Source organism: Bradyrhizobium sp. SZCCHNS3002 (assembly GCF_032377435.1).
GTDB lineage: Bacteria > Pseudomonadota > Alphaproteobacteria > Rhizobiales > Xanthobacteraceae > Bradyrhizobium.
Genome location: NZ_JAUHHY010000009.1, coordinates 306,440 through 319,101, shown reverse-complemented (window position 1 = coordinate 319,101; position 12,662 = coordinate 306,440). Strand labels below are relative to the sequence as shown.

The window sequence follows — 12,662 nt, the reverse complement described above, 5'->3', positions numbered from 1 at the left end:
CAGGAGCACAAGCGATGGCCGATCACCGCGTGATCGTGGTTGGCGCCGGCATCGCCGGCCTCAGCGCCGCGCTCACCCTCGCCGCGCGCGGCGCTGCCGTGACCGTGCTGGAGCGCGCCGCCGGACCCGGCGGCAAGATGCGGCAGATCGCGATCGGACCTGCGCGCATCGATTCCGGGCCGACCGTGTTCACGATGCGCTGGGTGTTCGACGAACTGTTCGCGGAGCTCGGCACGGCGCTCGAGGATCATCTCACGTTGACGCCGCTCGACATCCTCGCCCGCCACGCCTGGACCGACCGCAGCCGGCTCGATCTGTTCGCCGATGAGGAGCGATCGGCCGATGCCATCGGCCATTTCGCCGGGCGCAGCGAGGCCGAGGGCTATCGCGCGTTCTGCCGCGATGCTCGCCGCATCTTCGAGGTGCTCAGGGATCCCTTCATCCGCACCCCGGCGCCGAGCATGACGCATCTGCTGCGCAATGCCGGCTTCCGCGATCTCACCGCGATCCGTCCGTTCCAGACGCTGTGGAAGGCGCTCGGGGGCTATTTCCGCGATGCCCGACTGCAGCAGTTGTTCGGCCGCTACGCGACCTATTGCGGCTCGTCGCCCTTCCATGCGCCGGCGACGCTGATGCTGGTCGCCCATGTCGAGCAGGCCGGCGTCTGGCTGATCGACGGCGGCATGCATGAGCTCGCCGCGTGCCTCGCGGCGCTGGCGCGGCGCCACGGCGTCAGCATCCGCTATGACGCCGAGGTCGCCGGCATCGTTACGAGCGCCAGTCGCGCCGCGGGCGTACGGCTCGCGACCGGTGAGCAGATCACCGCCGACGCGGTGATTGCGACGGCCGATGTCGCCGCGCTGGCGCAGGGGCTGTTTGGCGCGGACGCCGCGCGCGCGCTGCCGGCGATCCCGCAGTCCGCGCGCTCGCTCTCGGCGATGACCTGGAGCTGCCTCGCGCGGGCCGACGGCTTTCCGCTGGTGCGGCACAACGTGTTCTTCTCGCGCGACTACCGCGCCGAGTTCGATCAGCTGATCGACCGCCGCGCGATGCCGGCCGAGCCCACCATCTATGTCTGCGCGCAGGATCGCGACGACCAGCCGCGCGAGGCCGGCGGCAACGAGCCGCTGTTCGTCCTGATCAACGCGCCCGCGTCAGGTGATCATCATCGCTTCGCTCCCTCGGAGATCAGCCAATGTGCCCGCCAGACCTTCGACCTGTTGCAGCGCTGCGGCCTCAGCATCGCGACGACGCCGGAATTGACCCGCGTGACAACGCCGACGGACTTCAACCGGATGTTTCCGGGCACGGGGGGCGCGCTGTACGGCCGCAGCTCGCACGGCTGGATGGCATCGTTCCAGCGGCCGGGCGCTCCGACCAGGCTGCCGGGGCTCTACGTGGCGGGGGGCAGCGCGCATCCGGGACCGGGCGTGCCGATGGCGGCGCTGTCGGGCCGGATGGCCGCTGCACGGGCGACCGCGGACCTCGCTTCGACCGCATTGTCCCGGACCACGGCTATGCGTGGTGGTATGTCGACGCGCTGAGCGATGACGGCCGCTTCGGCATGACGCTCATCGCCTTCGTCGGCAGCGTGTTCTCGCCGTACTACGCGTGGGTGCGGCGGCGGGGAGCGGCTGATCCCGAAAATCACTGTGCGCTCAACGTTGCGCTCTATGGCGCGCGCGCGCGGCGCTGGGCCATGACCGAGCGCGGACGCGGCGCAATCACGCGCGAGCCTGCGAGCCTCGGGCTCGGTCCGAGCAGCCTCGCCTGGAACGGCCGCGAGCTCACCATCGAGATCAGCGAGGTCAGCGTGCCCTGGCCGCTGCCGCTGCGCGGTCGCGTCCGCGTCGTGCCGACGGCGCTGAACGAGATCGCGTTCACGCTCGATACCGAGGGACGCCACCGCTGGCAGCCGATCGCGCCATGCTGCCGCGTGTCGGTCGATTTCGATCATCCGGATCTGCACTGGCGCGGCGACGGCTATTTCGACATCAACCATGGCGACGCGCCGCTGGAGCGCGACTTCCAGAGCTGGCAATGGTCGCGCGCGGCGACGCGCACCGGCACCGTGATCTCCTATGACACGGTCGCGCGCGACGGCGCCGATACGTCGCTCGCGCTGCACGTCGACCCCGCGGGCCGTCTGGAATCGATCAAGCCGCTCACGGAGGCGCCTTTGCGCAAGACGCTGTGGCGCGTCGACCGCAGCGCCCGCGCCGACGCCGACGCACCGGTGCGCGTCGTGAGCACGCTGGAGGACGCCCCGTTCTACGCGCGCTCCCATCTCGCCGCCCGTCTGCACGGCGAGGATGTCGCGGTGATGCATGAGAGCCTGTCGCTCGACCGCTTCCAGATGCCGATCGTGCAGGCCATGCTGCCGTTCCGGATGCCGCGGTGGTGAGGGCCGGAGAGGACGAGGTTGATCAAGAGGCCGATAAGAACGCAAACGCTTCGCCCCAGGGCGTGTGCTTTCGCGACAAACCAACAGGTGTCGTCCCGGACAAGCCGTGACGCGCTCCAGCGCGTCACAGCGCCGATCCGGGATCCATACGCCGCGGCCTTAATGATGGGCAAAATGCCAATAGCCAGCCTGCCTCAAACCGCTCCCTGGGGGTATGGGTCCCGGCGTTCGCCGGGACGACGACTGAGAACATGGCGCCGACTTCCGATAAAAATAAATCTCTTGCGATTTTTCGTGAATCATGATTATCTCCGCGCATCCCGCCTCACCGCAGAGGGGCGTAGCGCGCGATCGTCACGACACGCGAGGTGGGGATGCGATGGCCGCGATGTTGCCGCAGCGTGTCTTCGGATGCGCGGACGAACGGCAGCTTGCGGACGTGAAATCGCAGCGTCCTGATACCCCGACGCTGGTATCAAGCCGCGATGGCGCTGATGTGCCGCGTGGTGATGGTGGCCAACAAGCCCGGCGCACCAGGGAGACTGCGTATAAGCGTGAAGACCGTCGCGCAGGGAATGCCGGTTGAACCGGCTTTGCCTGTGGTACCTGCCGCCTGCATTTTTTCTGCAGGCGGGCCATGGGTGGGGCCTTCACCCGGCATTCCCTGCGCCCTCTGCACTCTCGCGAGGGACGACCTGATCGCAAAGCTCGGGCAACATCTGCCGCGAGAACGCGAAGCTATGTCGATCGCTGTTTGAGACGTGAATCCGCCTCCCCCACCCTACCGCTTCTCCGCTTCGCGCTCCCTGGCCTCGCGCTCGGCGCGCTGGCGGTCGAGGCGGCGGCCCTGCCATTCGAGCACGAGCCAGCCGGCGATGCACATCGCGACGACGACGAATTCGAGCAGGCCCCCCATCTCGCTCATGGCGCGTCACTCGCGGGTCTGACCTTGGCCTTCTGCATCTGAGCGTCTCACGCGCGACTTTCCGAGCGCTGCAATCCGCGCCGGCCGCCTTACCGTCATGCCGACGACCTCGCCTCGCTACGACGACCGCCCCGAGCGCAACAACTGATCGCGTCGCTCCAGGCGCTCGAACAGGTCGAGCACCCACAGCGCGCGATCGTGAACAGTCCGGCGCGGCGGCGCGATCGCGTGCGGGCGCTGCGCATCCGCCGCGACGACCGCCTCGATCAAAATGCGCGCCTCCGGCCGCGGCGGCGCCAGCGACGGCTGCTCCTGCAGCAGCGACATCACCGCGGCCTTGCCGAGAAGCTGCAGCTTGCGCGGCATCGAGACGAATGCGCGCCGCGACAGCGAATCGAATTCGGCACGTGCGACCTCGCGGCCGATCTCGGCATAGATCAGCCGCGCCGCATGGATGCCGGGCCGGCAACTCCACGGCAGATCGGCGATGCCTGCGGAAGCGCGCGCATAGAACACGTCGGCGACTGCGAGCAGTCGCGCGGTGACCCGGCCGATGCGGTCGTCGAAGAACGGCGCGGCACGCCAGGTCTCGATATCGAGGCCCGCCTCGCGCAGCCATTGCCGCGGCAGATAGAGCCGGCCAGCGCGCGCGTCCTCGCCGACATCGCGGGCAATGTTGGTGAGCTGCATGGCGATGCCGAGGTCGCAGGCGCGTCCGATCGTCCCGGCCTCACGCCGGTTCATCAAGAGCGACATCATCACGCCGACCGTGCCGGCGACGCGCACGGCATAGGCGAGCACGTCGCTCAGGGTCTCATAGCGGCGGCCCTGGGCGTCCCAGGCGAGACCTTCGAGCAGCGCCTCCGGCAGCGCGCGCGGAATCGTGAAATGCGCCACGACGCCGGCCAGCGCGCGATCGACGGGACTGTCGTCCGGCGTGCCATCATAGATCCGGTCGAGCCGTTCGTGCAGCAGCTCGACGGCGTCGACGCGGCGGCCGGGCCCGTCGATCGCGTCATCGGCCTCGCGGCAGAACGCGTAGAGCGCGACGGCGGGATCGCCCACCGCGCGGGGCAGCACTTTCGAGGCGGCAAAGAACGTCTTCGATCCGCCCCGCAACATCCGCCGACAGATCGCAATGTCCGTTTGCCAGCTCATCGCCGCTCCAGCTCATGCGGCGCGGGCACGAGATCATCGAGCACACGCGCCGAGGACAGCACGCCCGGCAGGCCGGCGCCTGGATGGGTGCCCGCGCCGACCAGATAGAGCCGCTCGACCTCTTCGCTCTTGTTGTGCGGCCGGAACCAGGCGCTCTGCATCAGCACCGGCTCGAGCCCGAACGCCGCGCCGCGATAGGACGACAGGCGATGCTCGAAATCATCCGGCGTCAGCAGCCGCGACGTGACGATCTCGCCGGCAAGATCCGGCAGCAGCGTGTCGCTCAGCGCGGTCTCGATCCGCTTGCGGAACGGCTCGGCCGTCGGCGACCAGTCGATGCCGCTCTGCTGATGCGGCACCGGCGACAGCACGTAGAAGGCATCGCAGCCATCGGGCGCCAGCGACGGATCGGTGGCGGTCGGCCGGTGCAGATAGAGGCTGAAATCATCCGCCAGGACCTTGCGGCGGAAGATGTCGTCGAGCAGCTCGCGATAGCGCGGGCCGAGCAGGATGGTGTGATGCTGAACGTCGTCGTAGCGGCGCTTCGTGCCGAAATACCAGACGAACAGGCTCATCGAATAGCGCGCACGGTCGATGCGCGCATCGGTCCAGCGCCGGCGCGGCACGCTCGGCAGCAGATGCTTGTAGGTCCAGGCCGCGCAGCCATTGGACACCACGACGTCCGCCGCGATCGTCTCGCCGGAGGCGAGTCGCACGCCGGTGGCGGCGCCGTTCCTGGTCGTGATCTCCGCGACGGGGGTCGAACAGCGCACCGCACCGCCCTGCCCCTCGATCAGGTCGACGAGTCCCTCGACGAGCGCGCCGGTGCCCCCCATCGCAAAGTGCACGCCCCAGCGCCGCTCGAGATAGGCGATCAGGCAGTAGATCGACGTGGTCGTGAACGGGTTGCCGCCGATCAGCAGCGGATGGAAGCTGAGGATGATGCGCAGCCGCTCGTCGCGGACATAGTGCGAGACGAGGCCATAGACCGAGCGAAAGCTCTGCAGCTTGATCATCGCCGGCGCGATCTTGGCCATGTCCATGAACGACAGGAACGGCACGTCGCCAAGCTCCTCGAAGCCCTTTCTGAAGATCGCCTCGCTCGCCTTCATGAAGCGCTCGTAGCCGTCGACGTCGCCGGGCGACAGCCGCGCCACCTCGGCGCGCATCTCGGCCGGGTCGCCCGAGCAGTCGAACACGGTGCCGTCGTCGAACCGGATGCGATAGAACGGCGAGATCGGCTTGAGCGTGACGTCGTCGGACATCCTCCGACCGCACAGCTGCCATAGCTCCTCGAACAGGAACGGCGCGGTGACGATGGTCGGGCCGGCATCGAAGGTGAAGCCGTCCTGGCGATGCACGTAGGCGCGGCCGCCGGGCACGTCGAGCTGCTCGTAGACGGTGACGCGATAGCCGCGCGCACCGAGCCGGACCGCTGCGGCGAGGCCGCCGAAGCCGGAGCCGATCACGACCGCATGCGGCCGGTCTCCGAGCGCAGCCGGGACAGCGGCCTTGATGGTGGAGACGTCGAGCATGGGCGAAAGCGTAAATTGAAATTGACGCTTCCGCCAGCCAAAAAATGTCAATCTAATTTGACATTTCCTGCTGCACTGCGAGCACGCCGGCGCGCTCGGCGGCGTTGACGATCAGGCCCGCAATCCTCGCCGGCTGCTCCTCATGGGCCAAATGACCAAGGCCATCAATGAGTTCGAGCTGCGCCTGAGGCACCGATTGCTGGACGCGACGCGCGACGTCTGGCGGAATGGCACGGTCATGCGCGGCCGCGACCAGGAGCAGCGCGGTCTTCAACCGCGGCAGCTCGCGCCCAAGCGGATGCAGGTCCCAGTTCGCCATCATTTCGAGCGCGGCGCCGACATGGCCGGGGCTGCCGACCAGCCGCCGATACAGCCGCTCGCCTGTCGCGTCGATCGTCGAGCCGGTCCCCTTCAGCAGCCGATGCACCGCCGCCGGATCGCGGCCCCGCCAGGCGAACAGCCGCGGCACCAGCGGATTGAGCGCCATCATCTTGGCGAGCGGCGACAGGAACTGCGCGGCCGCGCCGCCGAACGGCAGATAGGCGCCGTTGAGGCTGACGATCAGCTTCGGCGTGATCAGGCCATCGAGCGTCATGCGGGTCAGGATCGCCGCGCCCGCGGAATGGCCGATCGCGATTTCAGGCGCGATCGCAAGCTTCTCGCAGAGACCAGCGAGATCGCGCGACATGCCGTCGAGCGACAGCCGCCGCCAATGCGGCGTGGAGGTGAAGCCGTGGCCGGAGAGATCCGGCGCGACGACGGTGAAGTGCCTGGCCAGCAGCGGCGCGAGATCGCGCCAGGAATGGGTCGCGGCTCCGGTGCCGTGGGCGAGCAGCGCGACCGGCCCCTCGCCCATGATCTGAACGTGCCAGCGCAGGCCCGCGGCCTCGACGAAGCGGCTGGCCGCCCGGTTGGGCCAGTCGCTGCCGTCGACGATCCAGTTCGGCTTGTCGCTCATGCCGGCCCACGCGGTTGGACGCCGCCGGCACCGTCAACGATCGGCCGCGCGCGTCAGGAAATCATCGTAGCTGGCGACGACTTTATCAAGCTGTTCGAAATGCGGCATCGCCCCGGTCTGCATCACCTCGATCCGCCAGTTGGGCAGAGCCTCGACGGCGTGCTTGCCGTGATAGTCGACGAAATCGCCGCGCACGCCATGCACCATCCAGACCGGCATCGCCAGTGCCTGGTAGAGCTTCACGGCATTGGTGCTGAACAGATAGCCGGAGACGAACGAATACGGCGCGTTCTCGGCGCCGGGCTGGTGCGTGGTGATGTAGTCGTATTCCAAAAGGCCCTCGTCGATGTCCTTGCGACCAAAGGTCTTCTGCAGGAAAAAACGAATGCTGGCGCGCGAGGTCAGCAGGGTGAAGAATCCGTGCTTCCACAGGGGGACGTTGAGGATGTTGCGGACCCATGGCATGGCGCGGGTCGTGTCCTTGTTGCCGGCCTTCTTGGCAGCGGCCTCGGCGCGGCGGTCGAAGCCGGTCGGACTGAGCAGCGCCAAGGTGCGAAACAGGTTCGGCGCCTCGGTGCCGGCGCGCGCGGCGAACTCGCAGCCGAGCGACAGCGCCATGGCGTCGATCGCGACGTCGCCATGACGGCGGCGAATTTCGTTCGCGGCCAGCAGGATGGCATCGGTCATGATGCGCGGCGTATAGATGCGGTCGGCACGATCGGACAGGCCGAAACCCGGCAGGTCGAGCGCATAGACGGGACGCGTCGTGCGATAATGCTCGAACAGCGGCTTCATCTCGTAGGCCATCGCCGCGGCGTTGACGCTGTGGATCAAGAGCAGCGGCCGCTGCTCCGCCGGGGCGGCTGGGCCGTCGCCATAGCAGGTGATGCGTCCGACGCGCGCATCCGCCAGTTCGAAGCGCGGCGCGGGCAACGGCGGGGGCATCGCGACCACACCCGGAGCAGACGCATGATCAGTCTGTGTGGTCGAGGCGACCTCCATGGCGTGCTCCTCTCTGGCTTTTTCCTGCGGATAGCAGAGTCCACCACTGCCGACCGACCGGGACGATCATAGCGATGACCGAACCTCTTGTCAGTCACCGTTGGGAACGCCGCTTGACGCCCACCGGTTCCAGCGCCGTCAGCCGCGGCCGGCTTGCGCCATGACGGCCTGCGACAACCGCGCGGCATCGGCATGAGGCAGCGCGACGTAGCGCGCCTGCATCGCACCGGCGAGCTGCGCAGCCTTGTCCTGCGGGCGAGGCGAGGAATCGACCAGCACGACCGGAATGCCGGTCAGCGCGAGCTGCTTCGCAGCGACCAGCGCCTCCGCCTCGGCCTCGCTGCGGCCGCCGCCATCGCGCGCGACATTGGCCCGGCCGTCGGTCATCAGCACGATGGTCGGCGCCTGGCCCTTGGCCTTCACGGCGAGCGCGAGCTCGGTCGCGGCGAAGATCGCCGCGGACAGCGGCGTGCCGCCGCCGCCGGGCAGCGCCGCGAGACTGCGCTTGGCGCGCGTCAGCGAGCGCGTCGGCGGCAGCAGGAGCTCCGCGCTCCTGCCGCGGAACGCGATCAGCGCGACCTCGTCGCGGCGAATGTAGCATTCGGCCAGCAGCAGCTCGACGGCGCCCTTCACTTCCGCAAGCCGCTGCAAGGCCGAGGAGCCGGAGGCATCGACGACGAAGATCGTCGTGGTGCCCGAGCGCTGCTTGAAGCGGGTGATGCGAATGTCGTCCTTGTGCACGATCAGCCGGCCGCTCTTGGCGGAACGTTGCGTCCGCCGCCGCAGCGGCTGCCACGGCGCTGCCGCGCGCAAGGTCTCGAGCACGTTGAGCCGCGCCCCGGCGCGCCATTCGCCGCGTCGCGCGCCGATCGGACGGCCGCGCTTCGGCGCCTTCTGAGCGGTGCCCTGCTTGCTGACGCTGCTGCTGCGGACGCGGGTCGCGCGTTCCTCCTGCAGCCGCTTCAGCAGGTCGAGTGGAATGGCCGCCTGCGCCGCTTCGAGCACGCGATCCTCGAGCGGACCGTTCTCGCTGCGGTCGTCGTCCTCACTCTCGGCCGACTCATTCTCGGGCTCCGGCGCCTCGCTGTTCTCGGTCTCGTCATCCGCTGCAGGCAGCCGGGTGGCGCGCGGCGCCAGCACCAGCCGCGCGGCGCAGGCGACGTGCGAGTCTGCGACTTCGACCTTGCCATCAAGCGCCGCTGCGATGCGCGCGACGCGACAGGCGAGCAACGGCGCGCGCAGCGAGTCGATGCCGAGCGCACAGGCCGTCGTCGTCAGCGCCGCGATCGCCTCGTCCGGCAAACGGACCTGCGGCAGCAGCGCACGCGCTGCTGCGATGTCGGACGAGTCGAACAGGCTCTCGCCGAGATCGACGCGCGCAACTTTGCTGAGATCGAGATGGCAGGCCAGGCGGTCGGCCAAGGCAGGCGACACGCGCTCATCACCGATGCCCTCGTCGAGCGCAATCAGTCCGAGCCGAGCCGGCGCGCGCAGCGACATGCCATCGCGCTCGATGCTGATAGCCCCGGTGTCGAGGGCAACACAGAGATGTGCGACCGTCGACTGCGACATGCGCTCGGCCATCACGGCGATCAGCCCGCCGCCATCGGCATCGGCGAGCAGCCCACGTTGCAGCACCGGCCGCCCCGCCTGCAAGGTCGCGGCAAGATCGATGCCGCCAAGCAGGCGATCGTCGGAGATCGACGGCGGCAGCTTGCGCAAAGGCGTCGACGACGGCATCAATTCGTGCAACAGATCGAGCCACTGATCGCGCACCGGTCCCGCGCCCGCACGCAACAGCACCGACGCGGCCGGCGGATCGATCGCCACCAGCGCGGCCGCGATCATCGCATCGGCCCAGATCGCGGCGCCGTCGCTCACGATGCGAACAGCTCATTGAGCGCGCGCTCGACGCGCACCGACGAGCCGGAATCGTCGAGCGGATTGCGCCTGAGGCGGTGCCGCAGCGCCATCGGCGCCACCGTCTTGAGATGGCCGTCATCGACCGCCTTAACGCCGTCCAGCGCCGCCGCGGCGCGCGCCGCACGCATCAAGGTGAGCTCGCCGCGCAGGCCATCGGTGCCGAGCGCCATGCACAGCCGCGCCGCCTGCTCCAGCTCGCGATCGGCGACTTTCACCGAGCCGATGTGCTCGCGCGCGGCCAGGATGCGCTTGCGCTGCTTGGCCTCCTCCTTCTCCCAATGCGCGACGAACGCCGTGGGATTTGTCTCGAACGCGTCACGCCGCTTGATCACTTCGATCCGTGTCGGCAGATCAGCGGGCGTCTTGACCTCGACCGAGAGACCGAAGCGATCGAGCAGTTGCGGCCGCAACTCGCCCTCCTCCGGATTACCGGTGCCGACCAGCACCACGCGCGCCGGATGGCGGATGCTGAGGCCATCGCGCTCGACGACGTTCTCGCCGGAGGCGGCGACGTCGAGCAGGAGATCGACGAGATGATCCTCCAGCAGATTGACCTCGTCGATATAGAGAAAGCCGCGATTGGCGCGCGCGAGCAGCCCGGGTTCGAACGATTTCTCGCCATGCGCCAAGGCGCGCTCCAGATCGAGCGCGCCGACGACGCGATCCTCGGTGGCGCCGAGCGGCAGATCGATCACCGGCACCGGCACCTCATGCGCCTTCAACGCGGGCGGCTTCCTACCCTTGGCGCCCGGCTTGGAGCGCGCACGGCACTCGGCGCATTGCGCGGCGACATCGGCGGGATCGCATTGATAGGGACAGCCGATCACGGCGCTCATCGGCGGCAAGAGCGCGGCGAGCGCGCGCACCGCGGTGGATTTTCCGGCGCCGCGATCGCCAAAGGCCAGCACGCCGCCAACCTTCGGATCGACGGCAGCGATCATCAGCGCCAGCTTCATCTCGTCCTGGCCGACGATGGCCGAGAACGGAAAGGCGATTCCCATGAGCGTCCCCTGCGCCGCGACGCGTTCCCGCCGCGTTGCCAGCATGAGACCACAATCAGGGGCCGCTCTTCAACCCATCAGCGCTTCAACGAGCGAGGCTCGGCAGATCGAGACCATTGGCGTCGGCGCAGGCGATCGCGTCCTCATAGCCGGCATCGGCGTGGCGCATCACGCCGGTGGCCGGATCGTTCCACAGCACGCGCTCCAGCCGCCGCGCGGCGTCGGCCGTGCCGTCGGCGACGATCACCATGCCGGCATGCTGCGAATAGCCGATGCCGACGCCGCCGCCATGGTGCAGCGACACCCAGGTCGCGCCGCTGGCGCAATTGAGCAGCGCGTTGAGCAGCGGCCAGTCCGACACCGCGTCCGAGCCGTCCTGCATCGCCTCGGTCTCGCGGTTCGGGCTCGCCACCGAGCCGGAGTCGAGATGGTCGCGGCCGATCACGACCGGCGCCTTCACTTCGCCGCGGGCCACCATCTCGTTGAAGGCGAGGCCGAGGCGATGGCGATCGCCGAGCCCGACCCAGCAGATCCGGGCCGGCAGCCCCTGGAACTTGATGCGCTGCCTCGCCATGTCGAGCCAATTGTGGAGATGCTTGTTGTCGGGCAGCAGCTCCTTCACCTTGGCGTCGGTCTTGTAGATGTCCTCGGGATCACCCGACAACGCCGCCCAGCGGAACGGGCCGATGCCGCGGCAGAACAGTGGACGGATATACGCCGGCACGAAGCCGGGGAAATCGAACGCGTTGGCGAGGCCCATGTCCTTCGCCATCTGGCGGATGTTGTTGCCATAGTCGAGCGTCGGAATGCCCATGGCGTGAAAATCCAGCATGGCCTGGACGTGGCCGACCATCGACGTCTTCGACGCCTGCTCCACCGCCTTGGGATTAGACGCTCGCTTGGCCTCCCATTCGGCGAGCGTCCAACCCTTGGGCAGATAGCCGTTGATCGGATCGTGCGCGCTGGTCTGATCGGTGACGATGTCGGGACGGACGCCACGGCGCACCAGCTCCGGAAAGATCTCGGCGGCGTTGCCAAGCAGGCCGACGGACACCGCCTTCTTGGTGCTGGCAGCCTCGGCCATCAGTGTCAGCGCCTCGTCGAGCGTCGCGGCCTGGCGATCGAGATAGCCGGTGCGCAGCCGCATCTCGATGCGGCTCGGCTGGCATTCGACGGCGAGCATCGACGCACCGGCCATCGTGGCTGCCAGCGGCTGCGCGCCGCCCATGCCACCAAGGCCAGCAGTCAGAATCCATTTGCCGGCGAGATCGCCTTTATAGTGGCGACGGCCGACCTCGACGAACGTCTCGTAGGTACCCTGCACGATGCCCTGGCTGCCGATGTAGATCCAGGAGCCGGCCGTCATCTGGCCGTACATCATCAGGCCCATTTTATCGAGCGCGTTGAAGTGATCGAGCGTCGCCCAATGCGGCACGATGTTGGAGTTGGCGATCAGGACGCGCGGCGCGTCCGGGTGCGTACGAAAGATGCCGACCGGCTTGCCGGACTGCACGACAAGCGTCTGATCGGCTTCGAGCTTGCGCAAGGAGGCAACGATGCGATCAAAGCTGTCCCAGTCGCGCGCGGCGCGGCCGATGCCGCCATAGACGATCAGTTCGCTGGGCTTCTCGGCCACGTCAGGATCGAGATTGTTCATCAGCATGCGCAGCGGCGCTTCGGTGAGCCAGCTCTTGGCGCTGATGTCGCTGCCATGGGGCGCGCGGATCACCCGTTCATTGTCCAGGCGTCGGTTCAT

At 68.3% G+C, this 12,662-nt stretch carries 10 protein-coding genes; 2 read left to right on the top strand and 8 right to left on the bottom strand.

The window, feature by feature from the left end; genetic code table 11:
* The first annotated feature begins 14 nt into the window (after nt 1-14).
* Complete coding sequence (gene crtD / locus QW845_RS20985) at nt 15-1,544, top strand: 1-hydroxycarotenoid 3,4-desaturase CrtD (protein WP_315803436.1); 1,530 nt, start codon at nt 15-17, stop codon at nt 1,542-1,544.
* Nucleotides 1,545-1,564: 20 nt separating this feature from the next.
* Nucleotides 1,565-2,404, top strand: a complete 840-nt coding sequence (locus QW845_RS20980; RefSeq protein ID WP_315803435.1) for a hydratase — start codon at nt 1,565-1,567, stop codon at nt 2,402-2,404.
* A gap of 781 nt (nt 2,405-3,185) precedes the next feature.
* Here QW845_RS20980 and QW845_RS20975 read toward each other — a convergent pair.
* The 8 genes from QW845_RS20975 to hutU all read right to left on the bottom strand — a co-directional run bounded on the left by QW845_RS20975 (nt 3,186) and on the right by hutU (nt 12,662).
* Nucleotides 3,186-3,329, bottom strand: a complete 144-nt coding sequence (locus QW845_RS20975) for a hypothetical protein (protein WP_315803434.1) — start codon at nt 3,327-3,329, stop codon at nt 3,186-3,188.
* A gap of 117 nt (nt 3,330-3,446) precedes the next feature.
* A complete protein-coding gene (locus QW845_RS20970) occupies nt 3,447-4,487 on the bottom strand; it encodes a phytoene/squalene synthase family protein (protein ID WP_315803433.1) in 1,041 nt (346 codons plus the stop codon).
* Nucleotides 4,484-6,022: a phytoene desaturase gene (locus QW845_RS20965; RefSeq protein WP_315803432.1), complete on the bottom strand. Its 1,539-nt coding sequence runs from the start codon at nt 6,020-6,022 to the stop codon at nt 4,484-4,486. The genes QW845_RS20970 and QW845_RS20965 overlap by 4 nt, the downstream gene beginning before the upstream one ends.
* A 52-nt stretch (nt 6,023-6,074) precedes the next feature.
* Nucleotides 6,075-6,980: an alpha/beta fold hydrolase BchO gene (gene bchO, locus QW845_RS20960; RefSeq protein ID WP_315803431.1), complete on the bottom strand. Its 906-nt coding sequence runs from the start codon at nt 6,978-6,980 to the stop codon at nt 6,075-6,077.
* Between the two features lie 33 nt (nt 6,981-7,013).
* Nucleotides 7,014-7,982, bottom strand: coding sequence for an alpha/beta hydrolase (locus QW845_RS20955; RefSeq protein ID WP_315803430.1), 969 nt, complete (start codon nt 7,980-7,982; stop codon nt 7,014-7,016).
* Between the two features lie 138 nt (nt 7,983-8,120).
* Entirely contained in the window at nt 8,121-9,863 is a 1,743-nt protein-coding gene (locus QW845_RS20950) for a magnesium chelatase subunit D (RefSeq protein ID WP_315803429.1), read from the bottom strand.
* On the bottom strand, nt 9,860-10,906 hold the full coding sequence (gene bchI, locus QW845_RS20945) for a magnesium chelatase ATPase subunit I (RefSeq protein WP_315803428.1): 1,047 nt from the start codon (nt 10,904-10,906) through the stop codon (nt 9,860-9,862). The genes QW845_RS20950 and bchI overlap by 4 nt, the downstream gene beginning before the upstream one ends.
* An 85-nt stretch (nt 10,907-10,991) precedes the next feature.
* Nucleotides 10,992-12,662, bottom strand: coding sequence for a urocanate hydratase (gene hutU / locus QW845_RS20940; RefSeq protein ID WP_315803427.1), 1,671 nt, complete (start codon nt 12,660-12,662; stop codon nt 10,992-10,994).

Coding starts and splice junctions, on each gene's coding strand:
- crtD (WP_315803436.1), top strand. CDS start 15: ATGGCCGATCACCGCGTGATCGTGGTTGGCGCCGGCATCGCCGGCCTC.
- QW845_RS20980 (WP_315803435.1), top strand. CDS start 1,565: ATGACGCTCATCGCCTTCGTCGGCAGCGTGTTCTCGCCGTACTACGCG.
- QW845_RS20975 (WP_315803434.1), bottom strand. CDS start 3,329: ATGAGCGAGATGGGGGGCCTGCTCGAATTCGTCGTCGTCGCGATGTGC.
- QW845_RS20970 (WP_315803433.1), bottom strand. CDS start 4,487: ATGAGCTGGCAAACGGACATTGCGATCTGTCGGCGGATGTTGCGGGGC.
- QW845_RS20965 (WP_315803432.1), bottom strand. CDS start 6,022: ATGCTCGACGTCTCCACCATCAAGGCCGCTGTCCCGGCTGCGCTCGGA.
- bchO (WP_315803431.1), bottom strand. CDS start 6,980: ATGAGCGACAAGCCGAACTGGATCGTCGACGGCAGCGACTGGCCCAAC.
- QW845_RS20955 (WP_315803430.1), bottom strand. CDS start 7,982: ATGGAGGTCGCCTCGACCACACAGACTGATCATGCGTCTGCTCCGGGT.
- bchI (WP_315803428.1), bottom strand. CDS start 10,906: ATGGGAATCGCCTTTCCGTTCTCGGCCATCGTCGGCCAGGACGAGATG.
- hutU (WP_315803427.1), bottom strand. CDS start 12,662: ATGAACCGACGCCTGGACAATGAACGGGTGATCCGCGCGCCCCATGGC.